Here is a 25,804-nt window from a genome sequence, read left to right as displayed (position 1 = left end):
GATCAGACATGGCCGAGGCATATATCGTTGCCGCCGCCCGCACTGCCGGCGGCCGCAAGGGAGGGCGTCTCGCCGGCTGGCATCCGGCCGATCTGGCCGCCACCGTGCTCGATGCGCTGGTCGAACGATCGGGCGCGGACCCGGCGCAGGTCGAGGACGTGATCATGGGCTGCGTGATGCAGACCGGCGAGCAATCAACCAACATCGCGCGCAACGCCGTGATGGCCTCAAAGCTGCCGGAGAGCGTGCCCGCGACCTCGATCGACCGCCAATGCGGCTCCTCGCAGCAGGCGCTGCACTTCGCGGCGCAGGCCGTGATGAGCGGCACCATGGACTGCGTGATCGCCGCCGGCGTGGAATCGATGACCCGCGTGCCGATGGGCCTCGCCTCCTCGCTGCCGGCCAAGAACGGCTTCGGCCACTACAAGAGCCCGGGCATCGAGGCGAAATATCCCAACATCGTGTTCAGCCAGTTCACCGGCGCGGAAATGATGGCCGAGAAGTACGGCCTGTCGAAGGATGAACTCGACGAATACTCCTACAACAGCCATCAGCGCGCGATCGCGGCGACGCAAGCCGGCCACTTCAAGGACGAGATCGTGCCGGTGACGATCACCCGTGCCGACGGCTCGACCGACACCCACCACATCGACGAAGGCATCCGCTTCGACGTCAGCCTCGACGGCATCAAGGGCGTCAAGCTGATCGCCGAGAACGGCAAGCTGACCGCGGCCAGCGCCAGCCAGATCTGCGACGGCGCCTCCGGCGTGATGGTCGTCAACGAGAAGGGCCTGAAGGCGCTCGGCGCGAAGCCGATGGCGCGCATCCATCACCTCACCATGATGGGCGGCGATCCCGTGATCATGCTGGAAGCGCCGCTGCCGGCAACCCAGCGTGCGCTGCAGAAGGCCGGCATGACAATCGACGACATCGACCTGTTCGAGGTCAACGAGGCCTTCGCCTCGGTGCCGACCGCGTGGCTGAAGACCACCGGTGCCGATCCGGCCCGGCTCAACGTCAATGGCGGCGCGATCGCGCTCGGCCATCCGCTCGGCGGCAGCGGCACCAAGCTGATGACGACGCTGCTGCCTGCGCTGAAGCAGCGCAACAAGCGCTACGGCCTGCAGACCATGTGCGAAGGCGGCGGCATGGCCAACGTGACGATCGTCGAGCGGCTGTAAGAGCGCCGACCTCTAGAAGCGTTGAGAGGCCGCAAGAGTCTCCATACAAAAGGTGTCGTCCCGGCCTTGAGCCGGGACCCATAACCACAGGTCGATGTGGTTATGGCGAGCCGAAGCACAGCTCATTTCAACAAAAAAGATCGGTGGTTGGGTCCGGGCTTTCGCCGGGACCACCACCTTGTTTGAGGAAACGTCTTTGACCCATCCGTCGATCCACGCACGCAATACGCCCGACAAGATCGCCTACCAGATGGCGGGGTCCGGCAAGGCGATCACCTATCGCGAGCTCGACGAGCTCTCGAACCAGGGCGCGCATCTGTTCCGCTCGCTCGGACTGAAGCCCGGCGACCACATCGCGCTGCTGATGGAAAACCGGCTCGCCTTCATGGAGATCTGCTGGGCCGCGCAGCGCTCGGGGCTGTATTACACGGCGATCAGCCGCTACCTGACCGAGGAGGAGATCGCCTACATCATCAGGGATTGCGGCGCGAAGGTGTTCATCACCACGCCGCAGTGCGCCGACAAGGTGAAGGGCCTGATCAAGGGCGAACCCGGCGAACCGCTGTTCTACATGATGGACGAGCCGGCCCCGGGCTTCCGCTCCTACGACAAGGAGGCCGGCGCGCAGCCGACCACGCCGATCGCCGACGAGGTCGCCGGCTACGACATGCTGTATTCCTCCGGCACCACCGGCCGGCCAAAGGGCATCAAGAAGGAGTTCGAGGGCAACCGGATCGACGTGCCGAACCCGTTCCTGCGGATTCTCACCGCAGACATGTGCGGCATGAATGCCGACTCGATTTATCTGTCGCCGGCGCCGCTCTATCACGCGGCTCCCTTGCGCTTCAACATGATGGCGACCGTGCTCGGGGGCACCTCCGTCATCATGGAGCATTTCGACGCCGAGGAATTCCTGAGGCAAGTCGAGAAGCACAAGGTGACGCAGTCGCAGCTGGTGCCGACGATGTTCGTGCGCATGCTGAAGCTGCCCGAAGAGGTCCGCGCCCGCTACAAGGTGTCATCGCTGAAAGGTGCGATCCACGCCGCGGCACCCTGCCCGGTCGACGTCAAGGCCAAGATGATCGAATGGTGGGGGCCGATCCTGATCGAGTATTACGCCGGCTCGGAAGGCAACGGCGTCACGGTCTCGACCTCGCAGCAATGGCTGACCCATCGCGGCACGGTCGGGCGCGCCGTGGTCGGCAAGGTCAAGATTCTCGACGAGAACGACGAGGAGGCGCCGACGGGGCAGATCGGCCAGGTCTATTTCGCCGACGCGCCCGTTTTCTCCTATCACAACGATCCCGAGAAGACGAAGAAGGCCTACAACGCCAGGGGCTGGTCGACGCTCGGCGACGTCGGCTACCTCGACGAGGAGGGCTTCCTGTATCTCACCGACCGCAAGAGCTACATGATCATCTCGGGCGGCGTAAACATCTATCCGCAGGAGACCGAGGACGTGCTGATCACGCATCCGGCGGTCTCCGACGTCGCGGTGTTCGGCGTGCCGAACGAGGAGATGGGCGAAGAGGTCAAGGCCGTGGTGCAGCCGCACGACATCGCCAAGGCCGGCAAGGAGCTCGAGGCCGAGCTGATCGCCTTCTGTCGCCAGCATCTGTCGCCGATCAAATGCCCGAAGAGCATCGACTTCGAGACGGAGCTGCCGCGCACGCCGACCGGCAAACTGGTGAAGCGCCATCTGCGCGACCGGTATTGGCCGAAGGCAACCGGGAAAGTGTGATTCGTCCTGTCTTCCACTGGAGGGGGAGGATGGACAACGCTTGCGGCGTTATGCAGCGCTACAAGTCCTGCGCCGGTTCGCACGCCACCTTTGCCGAGGCACGCAGATGCAGTTGGCCATGCTTGCCTGATTCGGTGGAGGTCCACTGCGCGTCGATCTGCTGAAAATCCTCCGACAGCTTGCCGCGATGGCTGCCGTCGGTTTCGAACGCTGCGTCGCCGTCGGGCGAGCGTTCGAAGATCTCGACTTCGAGATCGGACAGCCGGATGAACATCTGCACGTCGATCTTGGTCATGTGGCGGCCGGCCTCGTACGAACCGCAGCCGCGGGCTTCCGCGTTCTGCTCGTTCAGCGCCTTGACCTTGTCGAAGGTGATGACGACGTTCTGCACCGTGCTGTCGCCATCCCACAGGAATTCACCGATATAGGCGCGCGGCAATTTCTCGGTGAGCTGCTTGATGTCGGCCGCACGGGCCGCGCACGTCAGCACCAGGCCAGCGGCCACGATCATCACGCCGAAACGCGACTTCCAGCCGGGCAGCTCTGCAATCCTCGTGTGGCGCATGCGGTATGCATCCCGTCGGCAAAGTTGCTATCGTGAATCAATGGCCGCCAGCATACAGCAAAATGCGCTGCTTCTGCGGCGATGCCCAACAGGTGATCCCAGATGGAAACGCTCCCCGACGTCCCGCTCCCCTCCACCATCCGCTCGCGTTATGTCGACGGGATCAACGGCCTCACCATGCATGTGCTCGAGGCGGGCTTCGAAACGTCAGGCCGCCCCTGCCTGTTGCTACTGCACGGCTTTCCGGAGCTGGCGTTTTCCTGGCGCAAGGTGATGCCGAAGCTCGCCGCGGCCGGCTATCACGTGATCGCGCCGGACCAGCGCGGCTACGGCCGCACGTCAGGCTGGAGCGCGGAATATGACGGCGAGCTCGCGTCGTTCCGCCTGCCCAATCTCGTGCGCGATGCGCTCGGGCTGGTCGCGGCGTTCGGCTACCGGCATGTCGATGCCGTGATCGGGCACGATTTCGGCTCGTCGGTCGCGGCGTGGTGCGCGCTGATCCGCCCCGATGTGTTCCGCGCGGTCGTGATGATGAGCGCACCATTCGCTGGACCGCCGTCGCTGCCGTTCAACACCGCCAATGAACCGGGCAAGCCCGCGGGCGAAGACCCGGTGCATCGCGAGCTGGCGGCACTGCCGCGCCCGCGCAAGCATTATCAATGGTACTATTCGACGTATCAGGCCAACGACGACATGCATCGCGCACCGCAAGGCGTGCACGATTTCCTGCGCGCCTACTACCATCACAAGAGCGCCGACTGGAAGGACAACAAGCCGTATCAGCTGCAATCCTGGTCGGCTGGCGAACTCGCAAAGCTGCCGACCTATTATGTGATGGATCTCGCCAAGGATATGGCCGCGACGGTCGCCGAGGAGATGCCGTCGCGCGAAGTGATCGCCGCCAACAGCTGGCTGCCGGACCGCGACCTCGCCTATTACAGCGCCGAGTATCAGCGCACGGGATTCCAGGGCGGGCTGCAATGGTACCGCTGCGGCACATCGGGCGCGTTCACCGCGGAACTGCAGACCTGGAGCGGCCGCACGATCGACCAGCCGTCCGCGTTCATCTCGGGCAAGCAGGATTGGGGCACCTATCAGCGGCCCGGCGTGTTCGAGACGATGCAGACCAAGGCCTGTACCAAAATGATCGGCTGCCATCTGGTCGACGGCGCCGGTCACTGGGTGCAGCAGGAGCAGCCGGACGAAGTGAGCCGGCTGCTGCTTCAGTTCCTCGCGCGTGCAAGGTAGAGCCGCTTCGGTTCTGATCGAATCAGTCGCTCCAGATCCTTGTTTCGGCAGGCTTTCCTCGCACGAACCGGCATCCGTCCCGCGTCAGATGCGGATGTCTGCCGCCGCGATCCCCTCACAGGGCGTTAATGCGCGGTTCACGAAACATTAGGCAATGATTGGCGTTGCTAGAAACCGGCGGTCGGTCCGGCGACTTTTTGAGGAGAGAGCAAAGATGGATAGGAAAATCGCTGGACTTCTGGGAGCGGTGGCCGCGTTCGGCGCGGTTGGTGCCGCCGAAGCTGCGCCTGGGCCTAACCCGGCCGACGTCCTGCAGGCGAACTCATATGCGGACCTGCTGGAGCCGATCTCGGACGCCTCCGCAAAGCTGCAGGCGCTCGACGAGGCTGCGCCCGCCCCGGTCCGAGAGAACGTGCAGCTCGCACAGTACTACTACCATCATCACCACCACCACCACCATCATCACGGCTACTATCGCCGCGGCTACTACGATCGCCCGGTCATCGTGGTGCCGCGCTATCGGCGCTACCACCATCATCATCACCACCATCATCATCATCACAGCTTCTACCGTCGCGATTACTGAGCGATGGCACTTTGGTGATGCGACAACGGGGCCCACGGGTCCCGTTGTATTTTTCGACCATGATGCGGCGCCGTTTTAGTCCTGACGCGCCTTCTCCTTCGCGGCGCGGTGCAGATGGCGATACGTGCCGTCGAACACCGTGTCCGATGACGACGTCCATTCCGTTCCGGCGGCCAGTTTGGGCCGATTGTTGTAGATGCGGCGCGCCTGCAATTCGCGTTCGGCGGCCTCCTCCTCGCCCATCTGCTCGAGCTGAAAGTTCGCTTCCTCGGGAATCACGATGATCTGGGCGAATGGTTCGTTCGGCCGGAAAATGTGGGTCCGCCCTTCCGCCGGCGCCTTGAACACTGTGAAGAACATCATCGGCCACCAATTGCGCACGAGCGCCGGAACGGCGATCGGAACGGTGTCGGTGCGATCGGTGTAGAAGCGCGGATGCGGTTCGGTACGGATCGCCATGCCCTTCTCGACCTTGAGATCGAGCAATATCTGGTAGGTGTAGAACACGTCGCCGAAATTCCGGAACGGCGGCCACTGCACGCCGCTGTCCGGCGGCTCACCCCAATTGGCGTCGAGTTGTAACCTTCCGTCCTTCGTGGTGACGTGCAGCTCGAAATCATAGGGATAGAACAGCTCGATCCCATATTGCGCGCCTTCCGAGAACGGCACGCAATGCCAGACCTGCTCGCGCGAGCCGTCGGTGCGCGGCTCACGGTTGCCGGCCCAGCCCGGAATCTCGAGTTTCGTCCGCCGCGGCGCCAGTCGCGCGTCGTTCAGGCGGTATTTGACGGTGTCCATGGCATCCTCTCGTGAACAGCAGGAACTCGAACGGACGTAGCACAGCCTGGTTCCGCTGATCGTGATCACGAACTGGCAGAGGAGCTGCCGGCCAGGATTGACCTCGGGCTGACGGAATAATATTAGAATTATTCTAATTCTAAATTCGGGTGAAGAAAGCGTCGCCGTGAAGAATTTCGCCGATTTGACCGAGCGCGAGGTGCTGGCAGTCGCGATTGCCTCCGAGGAGGAGGACAGTCGCATTTACATGTCCTTCGCGGAGGATCTCGCCGGCCGCTATCCCGATACCGCAAAGATCTTCGAGGAGATGGCGGAGGAAGAGCGCGGCCATCGCCACCGGCTGCTCGAAACCTATGAGCAGCGCTTCGGCCCGCATCTGCCGCCGATCCGGCGCGAGGACGTCAAAGGCTTTCTGCGCCGCCGCCCGATCTGGCTGACCAAGAACCTGCCGCTCGACACCATTCGCAAGGAAGTCGAGACCATGGAGCTGGAGGCTGAGCGCTTCTATGCCAAGGCCGCCGAGAAGGCCGAGGATACCGGCGTGCGCCGGCTGCTCGGCGATCTCGCCGAGGAGGAGAAGGGCCACGAAAAACTCGCGGTCAAGCTCACCGGTGATATCCTCAAGCCCGATGTGCGCGCGGAGGAAGACCGCACGCGGCGGCGGATGTTCGTGCTGCAATATGTGCAGCCGGGCCTCGCCGGACTGATGGACGGCTCGGTCTCGACCCTGGCGCCGCTGTTCGCCGCCGCCTTCGCCACCCATCACAACTGGCAGACGTTTCTGGTCGGCCTCGCCGCCTCGATCGGCGCCGGCATCAGCATGGGCTTTGCGGAAGCGCTGTCCGACGACGGCTCGCTGACCGGCCGCGGCTCGCCCTGGCTGCGCGGCACGACTTGCGGACTGATGACGACGCTCGGCGGCCTCGGCCATACCATTCCCTATCTGGTGCCCGACGCCTGGCCGAACGCATTCTGGATCGCGACGGCGATCGCCGGAATCGTGGTGTTCTTCGAGTTGTGGGCGATCGCCTTCATCCGCGCGCGCTACATGGACACGCCGTTCCTGCAGGCCGTGTTCCAGATCGTGCTCGGCGGCGCGATCGTGCTCGCGGTCGGCATATTGATCGGCGCGGCTTAACGGATCGAGGCAAAGATGCGACAGCCGCGCCAGCTTGCCAACATAGCACTTCTTGCAGCGCTGCCGGTGCTCGGGTGGGCCGGACGTGCGCAGGCGACCGACGAGATCCAGGTCTACAATGCCGGCATCGCGGAGGTGGGTCAGCTCACCATCCAGCAACACCTCAACTACGTCGGCATCGGTCAGAAGGAGCCGCCCTTCCCCGGTGGCTTCCCTTCCAATCACAGCCTCAACGGCACGCCGGAATTCGCTTATGGCATGACGGACTGGTGGGAACTCGGGCTGTATCTGCCGTTTGCAGTGCAGGACCGGCAATTTCTGTCCGACGGCTTCAAGCTGCGCACGCTGTTCGTGTCGCCGAACGCCGACAAACGCAATCTGTTCTATGGCATCAATTTCGAGTTCAGTTACGAAACGCCGAAATTCGCGCAGACCCGATTCGGCATGGAGATCCGCCCGATCATCGGCGTGCGTAACGCGGACTATGAGTTCATCGTCAATCCGATCGTCGATATCGGCTTCGGCAGATATGGCGAAGCGGATTTCGCGCCCGCGGCGCGCGTGGCGCGCAGACTGAAGGACGATCTGTATGTCGGCCTGGAATACTACGCCGATTTCGGCAAGATCGGCGCCTTCAGCCCGCTCGCCGAGCAGCAGCATACGCTGTTCGCGGTGACCGACTTCAAGCTCGGCGAGTTCGATGTCAATTTCGGTGTCGGCTATGGCCTCACGCCGGGGTCCGACCGGCTGGTCGTCAAGACCATCATCGGATATGCCTTCCCGGTATCGGGCGCCAAGGGAACCGCATCGGAGCGGGCAAGCGCGAACGGCGGTATCAATCCGTTGGCGCATTTGTCCGCACGTGGCACACCCTTCTAGCTAGAACCGATGACCTCAATCCGGGTTGAAAGTCCATGACCGACCGTCTGCGCTATGGCAGCACCGCCAAGGGGCTGCATTGGGCAATCGTCGCCCTGCTGGCCGTGCAATACCCGGTCGGGTGGCTGATGCCGGACATTCACCGCGGCCAGGCGCCGGGTGCCGCCATGACGTTTCACATTTCGTTCGGCATCGTCATCCTAGCTTTGATTGTGGTGAGATTCGTCTGGCGATTGACGCACCCGGTTGCGCCGGAGAGCTCGCTCCCGGCGTGGCAACGGCTGAGTTCGGAAGCCGTGCACTGGATGCTCTATGTGCTCGTGCTGGCGACGACGGTCAGCGGCTGGCTGTTTGCATCGTTTCGCGGCTGGGCCGTGTCCTTCTTCTACATGGTGCCGCTGCCCATGCTGGCTTCCGACAATGCCGCGGCAGGCAAGGCGATCGATGGCCTGCATCAGGCCGCGGAATGGTCGTTGCTGGTGCTGATCGGAATCCATGTGGCGACCGCGCTAGTGCACCTGCTGATCTACCGCGACCGTATCATGCAGCGCATGCTTCCGAGCTGATCCTCAGCGCAATTGCGATCAAGCCACTCTTGCCCGCCCGCTCCATTCTGCGCATGATCGCCGCCAAAATCAGGGAGCACGCCGTGGCCAAATCGCAATACAGTTTCAAGACCGCCGTCGAACTGTCGGGAGCCCTGCGCGATAAGCAGGTCTCCGCCGTCGAGCTCGCCGAAGACGCGATCGGCCGCATCGAGCGTCACGACGGCAAGATCAACGCGGTCTGCGTGCGCGACTTCGAGCGCGGCCTCGCTGCGGCCCGTGCTGCAGATGCCGCGATCGCACGCGGCGAGCACAAGCCGCTGCTCGGCATTCCCATGACGGTGAAGGAATCCTTCAACGTCGCGGGATTGCCGACCACCTGGGGCTTCCCGCCGCACAAGGATTTTGTGCCGACTGAGGACGCGCTCTCGATCCAACGGGTGAAGGACGCCGGCGGCGTCATCCTCGGCAAGACCAACGTGCCGGTCGGTCTCGCCGACTGGCAGAGCTATAACGAGATCTACGGCACCACCAACAACCCCTACGACCTCGGCCGCACGCCGGGCGGCTCGTCCGGCGGATCGTCGGCGGCGCTCGCCGCGGGCTACGGCGCATTGTCGCTCGGCTCCGACATCGGCGGCTCGCTGCGCGTGCCGGGATTCCACTGCGGCATCTATGCGCACAAGCCGACCTTTGCGCTGCTGCCGTCGCGCGGCCACACCCCGCCGCCGCTGCCGCCGCTGCCGTTCGATCGCGATCTGTCTGTGATCGGTCCGATGGCGCGCGGTGCCTCCGACCTGTCGCTGCTGCTCGACGTGATGGCCGGCCCCGATCCGCTCGAAGCCGGCAAAGCCTACCGGCTGGACCTGCCGGCGGCGCGCCACACCGCCTTGAAGGATTTTCGCATCCTCGTGATCGACAGTGATCCGGTGATGCCGACCGACAAGGTGATCCGCGGAAGCATCGACAAGCTCGCCAGCAATCTCGACAAATCAGGCGCGAAGGTGTCGCGCTCGAGCCCGTTGTTGCCGGACTTCGCCGCGTCCTCGCGGCTTTACATGCGGATCCTGCTGTCGTTCCTCGCGGCGACCTTCCCGCCGGAGGTCTATGCCGGCGCCTGCGCGGCAGCCGCCGCGCTGCCGGCCGGCGACACCAGCCTGCAAGCCGAACGGCTCCGAGGGATCGCGCTCAGCCATCGCGACTGGGTGATCGCCGATGGCGGCCGCGCACGGCTGCGCGCGCAATGGCGCGAGCTGTTCAAATCGTTCGACGCGGTGATCTGCCCGATCATGCCGACGCCGGCCTATCCGCACGATCATTCGCCGGACCAGGAGCAGCGCAAAATCCTGATCGACGGTGAGCCGCACGTCTACACCGACCAGCTCGCCTGGCCCGGCATCGCAACGCTGCCCGGCCTGCCCTCGACCGCGATCCCGACCGGCTTTGCGCCCGACGGATTGCCGATCGGCGTGCAGATCGTCGGTCCCATGCTGGAAGACCGCACGCCGCTGAAACTCGCTGAGTTGATCGAGCACGAATTCGGCGGCTTCGTGCCGCCGAAGATGTTCGACGATTGAGTGCGACAACTGTAGAAGCCGTCATTGCGAGCGAAGCGAAGCAATCCATATGGCAACGTGCGCGGAACGATGGATTGCTTCGTCGCTTCGCTCCTCGCAATGACGAAGTGAGAGACCGGAGGAAACCAATGAGCAACGACCTCGACGAGCTGACAAAGCTCAACAAGGACTACGTCGACTCGGTCCAGAACTGCGACGTCAAGCGCTTCGACGAAATCCTGGCTGAGGATTTCTACTGCACCAATCCCGACAAGAGCCTGGTCGACCGCGCCGCCTTCCTGAAGCAGACGGCAATTCCCGTGAAGATCAAGGGATTGAAGGCCGAGGACGTCAAGATCCGCATTCTCGGCGACTTCGCCATCATCCACGCGAAGACCAGCTACACCAACGCCGACGGCCAGCCCGCGCACGGCCGCTACACCGATTGCTGGGCAAGGCAGAACGGAACATGGCTCGCAGTGTCGGCGCACGTCGCGCGGTAAGGGCAACGTTCGCAGCGTCACCCTCCGCTGTCATGCCCCGCTTCAAGCGGGGCATCCAGTACGCCGCGGTTGCTCGGCTCAAGCCCAACCGCCTCTGCAATACTTGGGTCGCCCGGTCAAGCCGGGCGACGACCACCAGGGTTAGCTGTCGAACATGATCACGCTGCGCAGGGTCTTGCCGGCCTTCATGTTGGCAAAACCCTCGTTGATCTCGGAGAGCTTCAGCTTGGCCGAGATCCAGTCCTCGAGATGCAGCTTGCCGCGCATGTAGAAATCGACGAGGCGCGGCATGTCGACACGGAAATGGTTCGACCCCATCGACGAACCCTGAATGCGGCGCTCGCGCAGGAAGTCGAAGCCGTGCAGCTCGATCTTCTGGCCGAACGGAATCATCCCGACGATGGTCGCGGTGCCGCCCGCCGCCAGCATGGCGAAGGCCTGCTCGGCGGTCTCCTTGCGGCCGAGCACCTCGAAAGAGTGCTGCACACCGCCGCCGGTGAGCTCGCGCACCTGCTGCACGACGTCGCCGCGCGCGGGATCGACGATGTCGGTGGCCCCAAGCTTGGTCGCAAGCTGCAGCTTCGCCGGATTGGTGTCGATCGCGATGATGCGGCCGGCGCCGGCGATCTGCGCGCCGTTAATCGCGGCCATGCCGACGCCACCGCAGCCGATCACAGCCACGGTCTCGCCGGCGGTCACCTTCGCGGTGTTCACCACGGCGCCGTAGCCGGTGATGACGCCGCAGCCGATCAGCGCGGCGAGATCGAGCGGCATTTCCTTCTTGATCTTCACGATCGCGTTCTCGTGCACCAGCATCTGCTCGGCAAAGGAAGACAGATTGAGGAACTGGTTGAGCTTCTCCTTCCGACCCCAGGACAGGCGGTTGGACGCGCCGGGCAGCATCTTCACCGTGGTGTCGGTGCACAGCACGGTGCGGCCGGTGGTGCAATTGTCGCAGGTGCCGCAGAACACCGACAGGCAGGTGACGACGTGATCGCCCGGCTTCACGTAGTTGACGTCGGAGCCAACCTTCTCGACCACGCCGGCCGATTCATGGCCGAGCACCGCCGGCAGCGGATGCGGATAGAGGCCTTCCATGAAATGCAGGTCGGAGTGACAGAGCCCCGCGACCGCGGTGCGGATCAGGACCTCGCGCGGCCCCGGATTGGGCACGCTGACGTCTTCGATCACCAGCGGCTGATTGACTTCGTGCAGGACGGCGGCCTTCATCGGGATCTCCCTCTGTGTTCTTGTTTGTTTGAAAAGTGCGCTCGCGCGGCAGACTACGCTGCGACGAGCAGTTCGCCAACCTCGGCCATGCCGACCGCGCGATCGCCGAGCAGGTGCTCGGTCATCCTGCGCTGAACGGTATTTTCCGCAAGCCGGAACGGATCGCCGGGCATCACGCGGTGATCGATCACCATCCGCGACAGCAGCAGCCGGCGCGCATCGCCGCGCATCTCGTGGATGCGTCCGCCCTCCCACGCCAGCGCCACCGCGCTTGCGACGTGATAGAGCAGGCTGGTGGCGCGCCGCGCATCGCCCTCGTTGTCGATCCGGCTCGCGACTTCGCGCGCAAAGGTGATCGCACGATCGCTGAGATCGCGCAGCCGGTTGCGCCAGGCCTCGGGCACGTTCGGGCTGTCATCGAGCCGCGCATGCAGATCGGCGGCGAGCGCGTTGTCGGCGCCATGGCGCCCGACCGCACGCTTCAGCGCATCGATCGCGACGATGTTGCCGGTGCCTTCCCAGATCGAGCCGAGATGCGCATCGCGCAGCAGCCGCGGCGTGACGAATTCCTCGATGTAGCCGATGCCGCCGCGCATCTCCATCGCGTCGCCGCAGACCTTGCGGGCGTCGCGGGTGGCGCGGAATTTCAGGGTCGGCGTCAGGATGCGCAGCAGCGCCGCGGCATCCTGGCTGCCGGCCTCGGCCCGATCGAGCGCGTCGGCAGTCAAAAAACTCATCGACAGCGCCTGCTCGGTCGGCAGCATGATCTTCATCAGCTGACGCCGCGCCAGCGGCAGGTCGATGATCCGCTGACCGAACACCACGCGGCCCCGCGCCACGGTAATGGCATCGTGCCAGGCGCGGCGCATCAGCGCGGTCGACTTCACGCCGTTGGACAGACGCGACGAGTTCACCATTTCGGCCATCTGCACGAAGCCGCGGTCGAGCTTGCCGACGGCGTAGGCAATCGCACCATCGAACTTGATCTCGCCTGAGGCCATCGAACGGGTGCCGAGCTTGTCCTTCAGACGCACGATCCGATAATGGTTCTGCGACCCGTCGTCGAGGAAGCGCGGCATCAAGAACAGGCCGACGCCTTTTGTGCCGGGCCCCGCGCCCTCAGGCCGCGCCAACAACATCACCACCTTGGCATCGGCGTTGGAGCAGAACCATTTCTCGCCATAGAGCCGCCAGTGGTCGCCTTCCTGCACGGCGCGCGTGGTCAGCGTGCCGACGTCGGAGCCGCCCTCCTTCTCGGTCATGAACTGCCCGCCCTGGGTCAGCTTGCTCATGTCGGTCTGAGTCAGGCCGTCGAGATATTTCGCCTTCAGAGTCTCACTGCCGAAATTCGCCAGCAGCTTGGCGCAGCCGTCGGTGACGTTGATCGGGCAGCCCATGCCGAATTCGGTCTGGTTGAACAGGAAGGTGAAGGCGTGCTTGGCCACCACCGGATATTTGTCTGGCCAGCCCATGATGCCCTTGCGAAGCGAGAGCGCATGGATGCCGAACTCGCCGAACGCGGCCTTCTCGATCTCACGGTAGGCCGGATGATATTCGATTGTCTGCACGTCGCGGCCGAACTTGTCGCGCTGGTGCAGCACCGGCGTATGCCGGTCGGCGAGCCGCGCGCATTCATCGAGATAGCCGCCGGCCAGGCCGCCGAGCCGGTCGAGATGTGGCTCGATGTGGCGGAACAGCGCCTCGGGCAGATGCAGTTTGAGAAGATCGGTCAGCGCCGGATCGGCCCGGTAGAAGTTCATTCCCGTCGTATCGGGCGCCAACAGGCCCGGCTGGCTGGCGGACGACGTTTTCGGATCCTGCTTGTGCGGCTGCATTGAATTCCCGGCTACGGTGCTCATTTGTTTGGGCACGACTATCCTCCTCCGGCCGAGCAAAGGAAAGCCCAATGGATATTCCGAAGTACAAGATCGCCCTGATCGTCGGCGCCGGCGAGGGCCTCAGCGCCTCGCTGACGCGGCTATTTTCGCGAGAGGGAATTCGTGTGGCCTTGGGCGCGCGCAGCATCGAGAAGCTCGGCGCGCTCTGCAACGAGACCGGCGCGCGCGCCTATGCCTGCGACGCCACCAAGGCCGAGGATGTCGAGCGTCTGTTCGGCCTGGTCGAACGCGAGATCGGAACACCTGATCTCGTGGTCTACAACGCCTCCGGCCGCAGCCGCGGTCCCTTCGTTGAACTCGTGCCCGCCGAGGTCGAGCAGGCGATCGCGATCTCGGCGTTCGGCGGTTTCCTGGTGGCGCAGGAGGCGGCGAAGCGCATGCTGCCCAACAAGACGGGCGCAATCCTGTTCACCGGCGCCTCGGCCAGCGTCAAGGGCTATACGCAATCGGCACCGTTCGCGATGGGCAAGTTCGCGTTGCGCGGGCTGGCGCAGAGCATGGCGCGCGAATTGTCCCCGCAGGGCATCCATGTCGCGCATTTCGTGATCGACGGCGGCATCCGCAGCGCCGCGCGCATCGAGCCCGCCGACCGCCCGGATTCGATGCTCGATCCCGACGCGATTGCCTTGAGCTACTGGAACGTGCTGCAGCAGCCGCGCAGCGCCTGGACCTGGGAGCTGGAATTGCGGCCCTGGGTTGAGAAGTTTTGAGATGACGGAAATCATTTATAAGGCGTAGGCTGCACGCGAGCCGCAGCCAACTCCGTCATTGCGAGCGGAGCGAAGCAATCCATGCCTCGTCTCGGGGAAAGATGGATTGCTTCGTCGCTTCGCTCCTCGCAATGACAGATAAATAGGGGAAGGAAACATGACCGCTGAAATCAAGATCGAGACCGGCACCGACGAACTGCTCTGCGTGATCCGCGACCGCGTCGCCGTCATCACGCTGAACCGCCCGGATGCCCGCAACTCGCTGTCGGACACGCTAACGCCGGCGCTGCGCACGATGATCCGGAGCTGCGGCGAGAACCCCGAGGTCGGCGTGCTGCTCGTCACCGGCGCCGGCAAGGCGTTCTGCGCCGGCGGCAACGTCAAGGGCATGGGCGCCAATCGCGATCCGAAGAAGCTCGAAATGTCCTATGAGGACAAGGTCGCGGACCTGCAGGAGCGCCAGCGCCTCTTGACCGGCGCGCTCGCCTCGGTGCGCAAGCCGACCATTGCCGCGCTGCCCGGCCCCGCGGTGGGCGCGGGCCTTGCGATCGCGATGGCCTGCGACATCCGAATCGCGGCGCAATCCGCCTTCATCTCGACCGGCTATCTGCGCGTGGCGCTGAGCGGCGACTACGGCATGGCCTGGCTGTTGACACGCCTGGTCGGCACCTCGCGCGCCCGCGAATTGATGTTCACCTCCGAGAAGGTCGATGCCGCAAGATGCGAGCAGATCGGTCTCGTCAACCGCGTGGTGCCGGACGAGACGCTGCAGGACGAAGCGTTTGCGCTGGCGAAATCGATCGCCGAAGGTCCGACGCTCGCGTTGCGTTACATGAAGGACAATCTCGACGAGGCGCTGCAATTCGACTTCGCCACCGCCCGCGACCACGAGGCCGAGCGGCTGATCCGCCTGACCACAACGGCCGATCACAAGGAGGCCGTGCAGGCCTTCATCGAGAAGCGCAAGCCGGTGTTTCGGGGCAACTAGGCGCGCAGCCTCTTCTCCTTCCCCCTGCAAGGGGGAAGGTCGGGATGGGGGTCAGCCACAAGTACCGCTGCTCGGGGAGAGAGTTGATCCCCACCCCGCTTTGCTCTAGCGAGCAAAGCGACCTCCCCTTTTCAAAGGGAGGTTAGAGAAAAGGGCCCGGTTCTGGAGGGGCCAGAACCGGGCCTAGTCAGTCAAACCGCAAGCGAGGACATCACGGCCGAGCGGGAAGTGGCGGCGAGCCGCCAGCTGGCACAGGGAATGTCTTGCGGTTCGACGTGGATCTCCTTCGCAAAGCGCACCAGCTTCCAGTCGCCGGGGCTTTGGGTAAAGGCGTAATCGGACTTGCGGGCGAGGCCGATCATCGCCGTATTGGAGCGCAGCGTGTCGCCGAAGATGCGCTCGGCTCCGAAAGACGCCGCGCGGCATTCGAGGTTCTTCAACAGCGCCTTGCCAATGCCGTGGCCCTGCCACCGGTCATCGATCGACAGGCCGAACTCGACGCTCGACGTATCGGCATGGAAGGCGTAGCGGGCTTCGCCGACGATGGTCTCAAAACCATCGACCGGCATCGTCGCGACCACCGTGAACCGGTCAGCCTCGCCGACGTGAATAAAACGCTCGAGCTCCATCTTCGGCAGCTCGCTGAGTGCACCCAGAAAGCGATTGTAACGCGACCCGGCGGAGAGCGAGCGGATGTAAGCCTGCAGCTCTTCGCGGTCGCGCGGCTCGACGAAGCGCACCTTGACCTCGCTGCCGTCCTTGGCGCGCAGCACATCAGAGTATTGCTTGAGATCGTCGAGATGCAGCGCAGTCATGACACGCTCCTCGGGGGTGAAGAATTGGCCGGCGCCCCTCGATCGAGGCGGCGCCGGCGATGGCGGCCCATCAGGCCCGCCAGAACGGCTTGTCGGTCTCGAAAACGATGTCGCTGCGGGACATGCCGATGTCGTGCAGGTCGCGCTCGGTCCACTGCGACAACTCGCGGCGGCGCTCATAGCGATCCCACCAGACATGCAGGGTCTCACCGACCTGATCCAACAGGCCCGGCGTATGATGATTTGTCATCGATTCATTGGTGAAAATAGACATTTGCGGCTCCTCTCGGTAACCTGTTGGCGGTAATATCGGGGCTATTCGGTCTGTTCACAAACGACACTTTGTACCGCTTCGCATGAAATAAAGTCATGTATTGGGAGACCGTCCTGAGATGACCAGCCGCCTGCCGTCGTTGAACGGCCTGAGAGCGTTCGAGGCCGCCGCGCGGCACATGAGCTTCACGGTCGCGGCGTCCGAACTGAACGTGACGCAGACCGCGATCAGCCATCAGATCCGGCGCCTCGAGGAAGAGCTCGGCGTTCGTCTGTTCGTCCGCCAGAACCGCTCGTTGAGCCTGACGCCGGAGGCCGCCGAATACCTTCCGGGCGTCCGCGCCGCCTTCAACGACCTCAGGCTTGCGACCGACCGCCTGCTGCGCCGGGACGACGATCACGTGTTGACCGTCTCGACGCTGGCATCGCTCGCCGCCAAATGGCTGCTGCCGCGGCTGTCGGCATTCCAGGAAACGCATTCCGGCATCGACGTCCGCATCACCACCTCGACCAGCCTGGTCGACTTTCAGCGCGACAAGGTCGATGCGGCGATCCGCTATGGCCGCGGCCAATGGCCGGGCCTGCGCGCGGACTGGCTGATGGCGGACGAGCTGTTTCCGGTGTGCAGTCCGTCGCTGCTGGATGGAACCAGGCCGCTCAAATGCCCCGAAGACCTTAGGGACCACGTGCTGCTGCACACCAGCAATGCCAACAGCGACGACTGGCGGCTGTGGCTGACCGCGGCCGGATTGCCGACCGACATCTCCAAGCAGCCGGGGGTGACCTTCGACCTGCTGTTCGTAACGATCCAGGCTGCGATCGACGGCATCGGCATCGCGATGGGCCGCACCTCCTACGTGCAGGACGACATCGCCAAGGGCCGCCTCGTGGTTCCCTTCAAGATCGCGCTGCCCGCCGACGCCGGCTTCTATCTGGTCACGCCGCAGGGACGCGCCGATTCACCGAAGCTCTCCGCATTCCGCTCCTGGCTCGGCGCCACCGCGCATACCGCGCCTTGATGCGGCGCACGCCGCAACAGCGATTCCCCCCTACGGCTTTTTTCCGATAGCGGCGGCGCGATTTCGGGTTGGTCGCGCCGGACAGCCGTGCCAGATTGCCGCATATGGCAGGTAACTGCCTTGGCTGGCGAAACAATTTGCGCCGGCCGTTTGGTCACGGGGAGGAAAGGGCGTTATGTCGCAGTCGAGTTCATCACAAGTGCCGCAAATCAAGTCGCGTCTCGGCGCCATCCTGCGCGCGACCAGTGGCAATTTCCTCGAACAATTCGACTTCTTCCTGTTCGGCTTCTATGCGCAAGACATCGCGAAGGCGTTCTTTCCTGCTCAGAACGAGACGGCGGCCCTTCTCAACGCCTATGGCGTGTTCTGGCTCGGCGCGCTGATGCGCCCCGTGGGCGCGATCGTGCTCGGCTCCTACATCGACCGCATCGGCCGCCGCCAAGGCCTGATCGTGACGCTGGCGCTGATGGCGCTGGGCACCGTCGTGATCGCGTTCTGCCCGGGTTATGCGGCAATCGGCATTGCAGCGCCGATCATCGTCCTGATTGGCCGCCTGATCCAGGGTTTTTCGGCCGGCGTCGAGCTGGGCGGCGTGTCCGTCTACCTCTCCGAGATCGCAACACCCGGCAACCGCGGCTTCTACACCTCGTTCCAATCGTCCAGCCAGCAGGTTGCGATCTTCGTTGCGGCGATCATCGGCTATCTGTTGCGCGAAGTGATGCCCGGCGACACTTTCCTCGATGCGATCGGCGGCGTCGCCAAGTGGCGCATCCCGTTCTTCGTCGGCTGCATCATCATTCCCGTCATTTTCATGTTGCGGCGTTCGCTCGAGGAAACGCCGGCCTTCCTGGCCATGAAGAAGCATCCGACGCCGAGCGAAGTGTTCGCCTCGGCAATCGAGAACTGGCGCATCGTCATCCTCGGCATGATGATCGCGGTGCTGACCACCACGACGTTCTATTTCATCACCGTGTATGCGCCCGGCTTCGGCAAGGAGTTGCACCTTTCGGCGTCCGGGACGCTGCTGGTGACCCTGCTCGTCGCGGTGACGAATTTCATCTGGAATCCGGTCGGCGGCGCACTGTCCGACCGGATCGGCCGCAAGCCGGTGCTGATCGCGATCGCGAGCCTGTCGTTCGTGACCGCCTATCCGGCCCTGTCGTGGCTCGCGCATGAGCCCACGCTCGGGAAGCTGCTCGCGGTGCAAATGATGTTCTCGTTCTACTTTGGCGTCTACAGCGGCACGATGCTGGGTTGTCTAGTCGAGATCGTGCCGGCGCATGTCCGCACCACCTGCTTCTCGATCGCGTTCGCGCTGGCGGCCGGCATCTTCGGCACCTCGACGCCCTTTGTCGCAACCAAGCTGATCAGCATGACCGGTGGGGACAAGGCCTCCCCGGCCTACTGGCTGATGTTCGGCGCGGCGCTCGGCATCATCGCCGCGCTGATCGTCTATCGCGGCGGCCAGACCATCGAGCAGCGCGAGACGGTCACCGCGTGATTGGCATATGCATTCGGGGCAGACTCCTTATTTGAGCATGATCTTTCGGAAAACCGCTACACACTTTTCCGGATCATGCTCATTCGCTTGCCCCTGTTGCTTTCCATGCCGACAACGATAACAAGAGCGCATGGTTGATCTGACACGCAGGTTCGACGTGCTGGTGATCGGCGGCGGCAACGCCGCCCTCTGTGCTGCGATCAGCGCGCGGCGCGCCGGCGCCTCCGTGCTGGTGCTGGAGGGGGCCCCGAAGTTCTACCGTGGCGGCAACACCCGCCACACCCGCAACATGCGCTGCGCTCATGACGCGGCGACCGAGATCCTCACCGGTCCCTACACCGAGGAGGAGTTCTGGAAGGATTTGCTGCTGGTGACCGGCGGCCAGACCGACGAGGAACTGGCGCGCTTCATGATCCACGAGTCCAAGGACATCCTGAACTGGATCGTCGAACAAGGCGTGCGCTGGCAGCCCTCGCTCGGCGGCACGCTGAGCCTTGGCCGTACCAACTCGTTCTTCCTCGGCGGCGGCCGCGCGATGCTGAACGCGCTGTATCGCACCGCCGAGGAGCTCGGCGTCGACATCCTCTACGATGCCGAGGTGATCGACCTCGTGATCGAGGACGGCATGTTCCTGTCAGCGCAGCTGAAGCAGCCGGTCGGCGGCAAGACCGAGGTGCGCGCCTCGACGCTGGTCGCGGCGGCCGGCGGCTTCGAGGCCAACATCGAATGGCTGAAGCAATATTGGGGCGAGGCCGCCGACAATTTCCTGATCCGCGGCACACCCTATAACCGCGGCACGATCCTGAAGATGCTGCTCGCCAAGGGCGTGCAGGAGATCGGCGATCCCACGCAGTGCCACGCGGTCGCGATCGATGCCCGTGCGCCGAAATTCGACGGCGGCATCATCACTCGGCACGACTCGGTGGTGTTCGGCATCGTCGTCAACAGGCATGCCGAGCGCTTCTACGACGAAGGCGAGGACATCTGGCCGAAGCGCTATGCGATCTGGGGCCGCCTGGTCGCCGCGCAGCCGGACCAGATCGCGTACATCATTTTCGACTCGACCGTCGTGACGAGCTTCATGCCGACGCTGTTTCCGCCGATCGCGGGCGCGACGATCGCCGAGCTTGCCGGCAAGCTCGAGCTCGATGCCGCGGCACTGGAAAAGACCATCACCGAGTTCAACGCCGCGGTGCAACCCGGGACGTTCGACCACACCAACCTCGACGACTGTGCTACCCAAGGCATCACGCCGCCGAAGACGCATTGGGCGCGCAAGATCGACACGCCGCCCTACCTCGCCTATCCGGTGCGGCCCGGCATCACCTTCACCTATCTCGGTACCCGCGTGAACAGAGAGGCGCGAATGCTGATGAAGGACGGCAAGCCGTCCGCCAACATGTTCGCCGCCGGCGAGATCATGGCCGGCAACGTGCTCGGCAAGGGCTACGCCGCCGGCATCGGCATGACCATCGGCAGCGTGTTCGGCCGTGTCGCCGGCCGGGAAGCGGCGAAGAATGCGCGGAATTGAGTGCCGCGCGATCGGGGAGGAGCGATGTCACGTGTTGCGATGTTCGCCGCTGCGGCGATCCTGATGGCCTCGGCCGCCAGCCACGCCGCCGAGCCGATCGCGCTGCGCGACATGGGCTCGTTTCATGTCGGCGGCCGCCTCGTCGAGATATCAGGCAAGCCGGTGAAAGAAGTTACTTTCACGCCCGGCGGCGTGCCCGCAAAAGTCGATCCGAACGGCACCTATCAGGTCGAGCAGATGTACGTGCAGTACTTCCTGCCGCAAAACGAAAACGGCGCCTATCCGCTATTGCTGTGGCACGGCGGCGGCCTGACCGGCGTCACCTATGAGACGACGCCGGACGGACGCGAGGGCTGGCTGAACTACTTCCTGCGCAGGGGCTGGAGCGTCTACAATTCGGACGCCGTCGAGCGCGGCCGCGCCGGCTGGGCGCAATATCCCGATATCTTCAAGGGCGAGCCGGTGTTCCTCACGACTGCCAATCCGTTCGAGCGCTTCCGCATCGGCGACGGCCCCGGCTCCTACGATCCCGATCCGGCCAAGCGCCGCCTGATCCCGGGCAGCCAGTTCCCGAACGAAGGCTACGAAAATTTCGTCAAGCAGAACGTGCCGCGCTGGACCACCACCGACGACGCGACGATCGCGGCCTACATTGCCGAGATCGATCGCGTCGGCCCCTGCATCATCCTGTTCCACAGCCAGGCCGGCACGTTCGGCTTCAAGGTCGCGCAGGCGCGGCCCGACAAGGTCAAGGCGCTGATCGCCATCGAGCCGGCCGGGGTCGGCGATCCCGCCAAGGTCGACGTCCTGAAGAACATCCCGACGCTGATGGTTTATGGCGATTACATCGAGCGGGATTCGCGCTGGCCGAAGATCCGCGCCACCGGCGGCGCCTTCGCCGACGCCATCCGCGCCGCCGGCGGCAGCGTCGACGTGGTCGACCTGCCCAAGGCCGGCATCACAGGCAATTCGCACATGATGATGATGGACAAGAACAACGCCGAGGTCGCCGGCCTGATCCAGACATGGCTGGAAGGCAAAGGGCTCACCAAGAAATAGGACACCAACGCGCGATGCACGGGACGAGAATCTTGCAGGAAGCCGACCGTCTGATGACGGTGTGCAATTCCTGCCGCTATTGCGAGGGCCTGTGCGCGGTGTTTCCCGCGATGGAGATGCGTCGCGCCTTCTCCGACGGCGACCTCAACTATCTCGCCAATCTGTGCCACGCCTGCGGCGCCTGCTACACGGATTGCCAGTTCTCGCCGCCGCACGAGTTCAACGTCAATGTGCCGAAGACACTGGCGGTGGCGCGCGCAGAGTCCTACGCCGCCTATGCCTGGCCGCGTGCCTTCTCCGGCGCGTTCGCGCGCAACGGTCTCGTCATCAGCCTGATCGCAGCACTCAGCGTTGCCGCCTTCATCTTCGGCTTCGCCGCGATCAACGACCGCGGCGTGCTCACCGGCATCCACACTGGTCCCGGCGCGTTCTACAAACTGATGCCGCATAATGCGATGGCGCTGCTGTTCGGCGCCGCTTTGCTCTACGCGATCCTCGCGCTGGTGATGGGCGTGCGGGCGTTCTGGCGTGATATCGGCGAGCCGGCCGGCATGACGACCGACGCAAGATCGCTGTTGCAGGCGGTCCGCGATGCCGGCGAATTGCGCTATCTCGACGGTGGCGGCGTCGGCTGCTTCAACGAGGACGACCACCCGACCGATCGCCGCAAGCTGTATCACCACTTCACCTTCTACGGCTTCGCCCTGTGCTTCGCCGCGACCTGCGTCGGCACGCTCTACCATTACCTCTTGGCGCGCGAGGCGCCCTATGCTTGGTGGGACCTGCCCGTCGTGCTCGGTACGCTCGGCGGCATCGGCCTCGTGGTCGGCCCGATCGGGCTCCTGTCGGAGAAATGGAAGCGCGACCGCGTGCTGGTCGACGAGCAGCAGATGGGGATGGACGCCGCGTTCATCCTGATGCTGTTCCTGACTAGCGTCACCGGCCTTGCCTTGCTGCTGTGGCGCGAGAGCGCCGCGATGGGCCCGCTGCTGGCGCTGCATCTCGGCGTGGTGTTCGCGCTGTTCATCACCATGCCTTACGGAAAATTCGTGCACGGCATCTACCGTTTCGTCGCGCTGGTGCGCTACGCGCGGGAACGGCAGATGATGGGACACGGCGAATAATTGTCCGGCGTCATTCCGGGGCGATGCGCAGCATCGAGCCCGGAATCCATCGGGCGACATATCCAAGCGGAGAAATGGATTCCGGGCTCGCCGCTTGGCGGCGCCCCGGAATGACGGGCGGTCAGAGGTCCACCACCACGTAGTCGCTTTCTACCGCGACCTTGATGGTCTCGGCGACATACGGCCCCTTCACCACATTGGTGCCGGGCTCGACGCTGACCGGGTAGGCGCGCACGCGGAAGCGGCGCGGGTCGCAATAGGACTGGCCGGTGCGGATATCGAACTCCCAGCCGTGCCAGGGACAGCGCAGGATCTCGCCGAGCTTGGTGTATTCGATCTCGCCGGGGTCGGACGACGAGGCGAGCCCGATCAGCGGCCCCTCGCACAGCGCCGCGCCCTGATGCGGGCAGCGGTTCAGCAGGCCGAAGAACTCGCCCTTGACGTTGAAGATTGCGATCGGCCGTCCGTCGATCTCGAGGAATTTCCGCGACCCCGGCGGCAGTTCGTCCACCGGAGCAATCACATGACGCGCCATCTTAGGAAATACCGTACAGCTGCTTCGCATTGTCGAGATAGAACGCCTGGCGGTTGGCGTCGCTGACGCCGGCCGGCAGCACGCGCGACGGCTCGTCATAGTCCCAGTGCGGGTAGTCGGTCGCAAACAGCAGCTTGTCCCAGCCGATCCACTCGATGGTCTGGAACAGATGGTCGCGGCTCTCCGGATCCTCCATCGGCTGCGTCGTCCACCAGATGTGATCGCGGATATATTCCGACGGCTTGCGCTTCAAATGCGGCACCTCGGCGTGCAGTCGCGAAAACACCTTGTCGAGCCGCCACGCCAGCGACGGCGCCCAGCCGAAGCCCGCCTCGACCATCACCATCTTCAGTTTCGGGAAGCGCTCGAACACGCCCTCGAGCACGAGGCTCGCCAGTGCGGTCTGCTGGCACTGCGAATGCCCGACCATCTCCTCAATGTAATAGCTCGGCCAGCCCGACGCGGTGATCGGGTTGCCGCCGAAGCCGAAGGCGTGCACACCGATCGGAAGACCGGCCTCCTCGGCCGCCTCATAGATCGGCCAATAACGGCGCTGGCCGAGCGGCTCGACATTGCGGCTCAGCAGCAGCACCTGGACGAAATTACTGTCGCCTGCGCGCCGGCGGATTTCGGCCGCGGCCGACACGCCGTCCTCATTGGCGACGACGACGGAGCCCTTCAGGCGTAAATCCTTACTGGTCCATTTCTCGATCTGCCAGTCGTTGACCGCCGTGCAGATCGCACCGGCCAGATCCTGGTTGCGGATGCCCTGCCCGGTGTTGAGCGGATTGAGCACGCCGAGCGCGACGTTGTTGGGATCGAGATGTTGCTTCTGCATGAAGGACAGGGACGAGCCCTGCGGCCCGCCTTCCGGCGGATAGGCATCGCGGCGCGAGGCATTGGGCTGCGCCTTCGGATAGGGCGGGCCTTCCATCATGCCCTGATAGGCATGGACGCCGAAGGTCTCGAGATGGCTGTGCCAGCGCTTGGCCAGATAAGGATGCAGTTCGTCCTTGGTCGCGCGGGCCGGATGAATGTCGCAATCGGCGATCGCGGTCTTGATGCCAGCCGACGCAGCCGCCTCGGGACGTTCCCGAATCTGGATGTTCATCGCACCGTCTCCTTCACCTGCAAGCGCGGATAGGTCGCATGCGGATTGTCGATCATGATCTTGCGGACCAGATCCTGCGACAATCCCTTCGGCAACACCTCGTCACCGTCGAACTGCCAATGCGGATAGTCGGTGGAGAATAGGATCAATTCGTCCGACTGCATATGGTCGAACAGCCGGTTCAAGGTGTCGCCGTCCGGCGGCGCGTCGACCGGCTGCAATGAGAAACGGATGTTGCTGCGCACAATCTCCAGCGGCGCGCGGTCGACCCAGGGCGTCTCCATGCGCACGCCGCGCCAGAACTTGTGCAGCCGCCACAGGAACGGCGGCAACCAGGTGAAGCCGGACTCCAGCATCACCATCTTCAGGTTCGGATGACGCGCGAACACCCCCTCGACGATCAGGCTGGTGAGCTGGGTCTGGAACGCCTGCGCCTGCGCGACATAATCCTCGATGTGATAAGAGCCCCAGCCGACTGAGGTCGGCGGGTTGTGATAGGCGCTCCCGGCATGGATGCCGATCGGCAGGCCGAGCCGTTCGGCCGCCGCGTAGATCGGCCAATAGTGCCGCTTGCCGAGCGGCATGTCGCCCATCACGAGCATCAGCACCTGCACGAAGCGTCTGTCCTGCGCGCAGCGCTCGATCTCGGCGACAGCCTTCTCGATGCTCTGCACGGGGATCACGATCGAGCCGCGCAGCCGATCGTCCTTGTCGAGCCATTCCTTGACCAGCCAGTCGTTGAGCGCGCGGCAGAACGCATCGGCCATGTCCTCGGAGAACACCATCTGCACGCCGTAGAGCGGATTGCAGATGCCGGTGGCGGTGCCGAACCGGTCGAGCGCCTGGCGCTGCATGTCGGCGAGGCTCGAACCGGGCTTGCCCTGCGCGGGACGCCAGTCCGGCCGCGAGGCGATCGGCGAGTTGGTCGGATAGGATTGCGAGATCAGGTCGGTCATGCCGCGCGTCGTCACCTGGTCCCGCCAGTAGTCGTTCATGTACGGCAGCAGACTGGTGAGATGAGGCACGGCGGGATGCAGATCGCAATCCACGCCGCCCGCGATCGGCGACGTCATGGTGTTTCCTCCGCGCACGCTCTCGCAACAACTGTCGGGGCGGCGCTTGGTTGTTGTCCGGCATTGAAGCAGTCCATGCCGCGCTCCGCAACATCGGCAGAGGCTGACGTGGTGTGCTAGGAAGGCAGAACGCCCCACGGGATTTTCATGGCAGTTTCCTGGCAGTTTTCCTGGCAGTTTTCATGACAAACAACGAG

The 25,804-nt window shown here is 64.2% G+C and carries 25 protein-coding genes; 16 read left to right on the top strand and 9 right to left on the bottom strand.

Annotation, left to right across the window (positions count from 1 at the left end; translation table 11 throughout):
• Window positions 1–8: 8 nt before the first annotated feature.
• Both ACVISU_RS23965 and ACVISU_RS23960 read left to right on the top strand, forming a co-directional pair.
• Entirely contained in the window at window positions 9–1,181 is a 1,173-nt protein-coding gene (locus ACVISU_RS23965) for an acetyl-CoA C-acetyltransferase (RefSeq protein ID WP_456708516.1), read from the top strand.
• A 196-nt stretch (window positions 1,182–1,377) separates the two neighbouring features.
• On the top strand, window positions 1,378–2,922 hold the full coding sequence (locus ACVISU_RS23960) for an acyl-CoA synthetase (protein WP_456708515.1): 1,545 nt from the start codon (window positions 1,378–1,380) through the stop codon (window positions 2,920–2,922).
• A 58-nt stretch (window positions 2,923–2,980) separates the two neighbouring features.
• On the opposite strand, the gene ACVISU_RS23955 is transcribed toward ACVISU_RS23960, so the two are convergent.
• Complete coding sequence (locus ACVISU_RS23955) at window positions 2,981–3,487, bottom strand: hypothetical protein (protein WP_456708514.1); 507 nt, start codon at window positions 3,485–3,487, stop codon at window positions 2,981–2,983.
• Window positions 3,488–3,589: 102 nt separating this feature from the next.
• On the opposite strand from ACVISU_RS23955, the gene ACVISU_RS23950 reads away from it, so the two are divergent.
• A complete protein-coding gene (locus tag ACVISU_RS23950) occupies window positions 3,590–4,735 on the top strand; it encodes an alpha/beta fold hydrolase (RefSeq protein ID WP_050403890.1) in 1,146 nt (381 codons plus the stop codon).
• Between the two features lie 214 nt (window positions 4,736–4,949).
• Window positions 4,950–5,321 carry a hypothetical protein gene (locus ACVISU_RS23945; protein WP_456708513.1) on the top strand — a complete coding sequence of 124 codons (372 nt, stop codon included), beginning with the start codon at window positions 4,950–4,952 and terminating at the stop codon, window positions 5,319–5,321.
• Between the two features lie 75 nt (window positions 5,322–5,396).
• On the opposite strand, the gene ACVISU_RS23940 is transcribed toward ACVISU_RS23945, so the two are convergent.
• Complete coding sequence (locus ACVISU_RS23940) at window positions 5,397–6,119, bottom strand: hypothetical protein (protein WP_050403888.1); 723 nt, start codon at window positions 6,117–6,119, stop codon at window positions 5,397–5,399.
• A 166-nt stretch (window positions 6,120–6,285) separates the two neighbouring features.
• Here ACVISU_RS23940 and mbfA point away from each other — a divergent pair, with 166 nt between their 5' ends.
• The 5 genes from mbfA (at window position 6,286) to ACVISU_RS23915 (ending at window position 10,740) form a co-directional block, all read left to right on the top strand.
• The gene (gene mbfA, locus ACVISU_RS23935) at window positions 6,286–7,257 is read left to right on the top strand and encodes an iron exporter MbfA (RefSeq protein WP_456708512.1); all 972 of its coding nucleotides are present in this window, start codon (window positions 6,286–6,288) and stop codon (window positions 7,255–7,257) included.
• A gap of 15 nt (window positions 7,258–7,272) precedes the next feature.
• Window positions 7,273–8,136, top strand: coding sequence for a hypothetical protein (locus ACVISU_RS23930; RefSeq protein WP_050403886.1), 864 nt, complete (start codon window positions 7,273–7,275; stop codon window positions 8,134–8,136).
• A 35-nt stretch (window positions 8,137–8,171) separates the two neighbouring features.
• Entirely contained in the window at window positions 8,172–8,702 is a 531-nt protein-coding gene (locus ACVISU_RS23925; protein WP_050403885.1) for a cytochrome b, read from the top strand.
• 83 nt (window positions 8,703–8,785) lie between these two features.
• On the top strand, window positions 8,786–10,258 hold the full coding sequence (locus ACVISU_RS23920) for an amidase (protein ID WP_456708511.1): 1,473 nt from the start codon (window positions 8,786–8,788) through the stop codon (window positions 10,256–10,258).
• Between the two features lie 128 nt (window positions 10,259–10,386).
• Complete coding sequence (locus tag ACVISU_RS23915; RefSeq protein WP_050403883.1) at window positions 10,387–10,740, top strand: nuclear transport factor 2 family protein; 354 nt, start codon at window positions 10,387–10,389, stop codon at window positions 10,738–10,740.
• A gap of 141 nt (window positions 10,741–10,881) precedes the next feature.
• Here ACVISU_RS23915 and ACVISU_RS23910 read toward each other — a convergent pair whose 3' ends face one another.
• Window positions 10,882–11,970: a Zn-dependent alcohol dehydrogenase gene (locus ACVISU_RS23910; protein WP_176528693.1), complete on the bottom strand. Its 1,089-nt coding sequence runs from the start codon at window positions 11,968–11,970 to the stop codon at window positions 10,882–10,884.
• Window positions 11,971–12,023: 53 nt separating this feature from the next.
• Window positions 12,024–13,805 (bottom strand): acyl-CoA dehydrogenase family protein, encoded by a 1,782-nt coding sequence (locus ACVISU_RS23905; protein WP_456708510.1) that lies wholly within the window; start codon window positions 13,803–13,805, stop codon window positions 12,024–12,026.
• Between the two features lie 71 nt (window positions 13,806–13,876).
• Here ACVISU_RS23905 and ACVISU_RS23900 point away from each other — a divergent pair, with 71 nt between their 5' ends.
• Entirely contained in the window at window positions 13,877–14,578 is a 702-nt protein-coding gene (locus ACVISU_RS23900) for an SDR family NAD(P)-dependent oxidoreductase (RefSeq protein WP_456708509.1), read from the top strand.
• A 157-nt stretch (window positions 14,579–14,735) separates the two neighbouring features.
• Window positions 14,736–15,566, top strand: coding sequence for an enoyl-CoA hydratase (locus ACVISU_RS23895; protein ID WP_456708508.1), 831 nt, complete (start codon window positions 14,736–14,738; stop codon window positions 15,564–15,566).
• Window positions 15,567–15,757: 191 nt separating this feature from the next.
• Here the strand turns inward: ACVISU_RS23895 and ACVISU_RS23890 are convergent, their stop codons facing one another.
• Both ACVISU_RS23890 and ACVISU_RS23885 read right to left on the bottom strand, forming a co-directional pair.
• Window positions 15,758–16,381 carry an N-acetyltransferase family protein gene (locus tag ACVISU_RS23890; protein ID WP_456708507.1) on the bottom strand — a complete coding sequence of 208 codons (624 nt, stop codon included), beginning with the start codon at window positions 16,379–16,381 and terminating at the stop codon, window positions 15,758–15,760.
• A 70-nt stretch (window positions 16,382–16,451) separates the two neighbouring features.
• Entirely contained in the window at window positions 16,452–16,655 is a 204-nt protein-coding gene (locus ACVISU_RS23885; RefSeq protein ID WP_050403877.1) for a DUF1127 domain-containing protein, read from the bottom strand.
• Between the two features lie 118 nt (window positions 16,656–16,773).
• On the opposite strand from ACVISU_RS23885, the gene ACVISU_RS23880 reads away from it, so the two are divergent.
• The 5 genes from ACVISU_RS23880 to tcuB all read left to right on the top strand — a co-directional run bounded on the left by ACVISU_RS23880 (window position 16,774) and on the right by tcuB (window position 22,888).
• Window positions 16,774–17,673: a transcriptional regulator GcvA gene (locus ACVISU_RS23880; protein WP_050403876.1), complete on the top strand. Its 900-nt coding sequence runs from the start codon at window positions 16,774–16,776 to the stop codon at window positions 17,671–17,673.
• Window positions 17,674–17,848: 175 nt separating this feature from the next.
• On the top strand, window positions 17,849–19,174 hold the full coding sequence (gene tcuC / locus ACVISU_RS23875; RefSeq protein ID WP_456708506.1) for a tricarballylate/proton symporter TcuC: 1,326 nt from the start codon (window positions 17,849–17,851) through the stop codon (window positions 19,172–19,174).
• Between the two features lie 130 nt (window positions 19,175–19,304).
• Window positions 19,305–20,705, top strand: a complete 1,401-nt coding sequence (gene tcuA, locus ACVISU_RS23870; RefSeq protein ID WP_456708505.1) for an FAD-dependent tricarballylate dehydrogenase TcuA — start codon at window positions 19,305–19,307, stop codon at window positions 20,703–20,705.
• A gap of 24 nt (window positions 20,706–20,729) precedes the next feature.
• Window positions 20,730–21,764, top strand: a complete 1,035-nt coding sequence (locus ACVISU_RS23865) for an esterase (protein WP_456708504.1) — start codon at window positions 20,730–20,732, stop codon at window positions 21,762–21,764.
• Window positions 21,765–21,778: 14 nt separating this feature from the next.
• Window positions 21,779–22,888, top strand: coding sequence for a tricarballylate utilization 4Fe-4S protein TcuB (gene tcuB / locus ACVISU_RS23860; protein WP_456708503.1), 1,110 nt, complete (start codon window positions 21,779–21,781; stop codon window positions 22,886–22,888).
• Between the two features lie 121 nt (window positions 22,889–23,009).
• Here the strand turns inward: tcuB and ACVISU_RS23855 are convergent, their stop codons facing one another.
• From ACVISU_RS23855 to ACVISU_RS23845, 3 genes are read right to left on the bottom strand one after another with little or no spacing between them, the layout of a single operon-like run.
• The gene (locus tag ACVISU_RS23855; RefSeq protein ID WP_050403872.1) at window positions 23,010–23,423 is read right to left on the bottom strand and encodes a Rieske (2Fe-2S) protein; all 414 of its coding nucleotides are present in this window, start codon (window positions 23,421–23,423) and stop codon (window positions 23,010–23,012) included.
• Window position 23,424: 1 nt separating this feature from the next.
• Window positions 23,425–24,534 carry an amidohydrolase family protein gene (locus ACVISU_RS23850; RefSeq protein WP_050403871.1) on the bottom strand — a complete coding sequence of 370 codons (1,110 nt, stop codon included), beginning with the start codon at window positions 24,532–24,534 and terminating at the stop codon, window positions 23,425–23,427.
• Window positions 24,531–25,607 carry an amidohydrolase family protein gene (locus ACVISU_RS23845; RefSeq protein ID WP_050403870.1) on the bottom strand — a complete coding sequence of 359 codons (1,077 nt, stop codon included), beginning with the start codon at window positions 25,605–25,607 and terminating at the stop codon, window positions 24,531–24,533. Before ACVISU_RS23845 ends, ACVISU_RS23850 begins: the two co-directional genes overlap by 4 nt.
• Window positions 25,608–25,804 lie beyond the last annotated feature (197 nt).

The sequence above is a fragment of the Bradyrhizobium sp. USDA 4452 genome, assembly GCF_054063575.1.
The sequence above is the reverse complement of the archived record's forward strand: the minus strand, read 5'-3'. Positions and strand labels throughout refer to the sequence as shown.

Bases quoted from the DNA above. Each gene is read 5' to 3' on its own strand.
- ACVISU_RS23965 (WP_456708516.1), top strand. From the start codon at position 9: ATGGCCGAGGCATATATCGTTGCCGCCGCCCGCACTGCCGGCGGCCGC.
- ACVISU_RS23955 (WP_456708514.1), bottom strand. From the start codon at position 3,487: ATGCGCCACACGAGGATTGCAGAGCTGCCCGGCTGGAAGTCGCGTTTC.
- ACVISU_RS23950 (WP_050403890.1), top strand. From the start codon at position 3,590: ATGGAAACGCTCCCCGACGTCCCGCTCCCCTCCACCATCCGCTCGCGT.
- ACVISU_RS23945 (WP_456708513.1), top strand. From the start codon at position 4,950: ATGGATAGGAAAATCGCTGGACTTCTGGGAGCGGTGGCCGCGTTCGGC.
- ACVISU_RS23940 (WP_050403888.1), bottom strand. From the start codon at position 6,119: ATGGACACCGTCAAATACCGCCTGAACGACGCGCGACTGGCGCCGCGG.
- ACVISU_RS23930 (WP_050403886.1), top strand. From the start codon at position 7,273: ATGCGACAGCCGCGCCAGCTTGCCAACATAGCACTTCTTGCAGCGCTG.
- ACVISU_RS23925 (WP_050403885.1), top strand. From the start codon at position 8,172: ATGACCGACCGTCTGCGCTATGGCAGCACCGCCAAGGGGCTGCATTGG.
- ACVISU_RS23915 (WP_050403883.1), top strand. From the start codon at position 10,387: ATGAGCAACGACCTCGACGAGCTGACAAAGCTCAACAAGGACTACGTC.
- ACVISU_RS23910 (WP_176528693.1), bottom strand. From the start codon at position 11,970: ATGAAGGCCGCCGTCCTGCACGAAGTCAATCAGCCGCTGGTGATCGAA.
- ACVISU_RS23905 (WP_456708510.1), bottom strand. From the start codon at position 13,805: ATGCAGCCGCACAAGCAGGATCCGAAAACGTCGTCCGCCAGCCAGCCG.
- ACVISU_RS23900 (WP_456708509.1), top strand. From the start codon at position 13,877: ATGGATATTCCGAAGTACAAGATCGCCCTGATCGTCGGCGCCGGCGAG.
- ACVISU_RS23895 (WP_456708508.1), top strand. From the start codon at position 14,736: ATGACCGCTGAAATCAAGATCGAGACCGGCACCGACGAACTGCTCTGC.
- ACVISU_RS23890 (WP_456708507.1), bottom strand. From the start codon at position 16,381: ATGACTGCGCTGCATCTCGACGATCTCAAGCAATACTCTGATGTGCTG.
- ACVISU_RS23885 (WP_050403877.1), bottom strand. From the start codon at position 16,655: ATGTCTATTTTCACCAATGAATCGATGACAAATCATCATACGCCGGGC.
- ACVISU_RS23880 (WP_050403876.1), top strand. From the start codon at position 16,774: ATGACCAGCCGCCTGCCGTCGTTGAACGGCCTGAGAGCGTTCGAGGCC.
- tcuC (WP_456708506.1), top strand. From the start codon at position 17,849: ATGTCGCAGTCGAGTTCATCACAAGTGCCGCAAATCAAGTCGCGTCTC.
- tcuA (WP_456708505.1), top strand. From the start codon at position 19,305: ATGGTTGATCTGACACGCAGGTTCGACGTGCTGGTGATCGGCGGCGGC.
- ACVISU_RS23865 (WP_456708504.1), top strand. From the start codon at position 20,730: ATGTCACGTGTTGCGATGTTCGCCGCTGCGGCGATCCTGATGGCCTCG.
- tcuB (WP_456708503.1), top strand. From the start codon at position 21,779: ATGCACGGGACGAGAATCTTGCAGGAAGCCGACCGTCTGATGACGGTG.
- ACVISU_RS23855 (WP_050403872.1), bottom strand. From the start codon at position 23,423: ATGGCGCGTCATGTGATTGCTCCGGTGGACGAACTGCCGCCGGGGTCG.
- ACVISU_RS23850 (WP_050403871.1), bottom strand. From the start codon at position 24,534: ATGAACATCCAGATTCGGGAACGTCCCGAGGCGGCTGCGTCGGCTGGC.
- ACVISU_RS23845 (WP_050403870.1), bottom strand. From the start codon at position 25,607: ATGACGTCGCCGATCGCGGGCGGCGTGGATTGCGATCTGCATCCCGCC.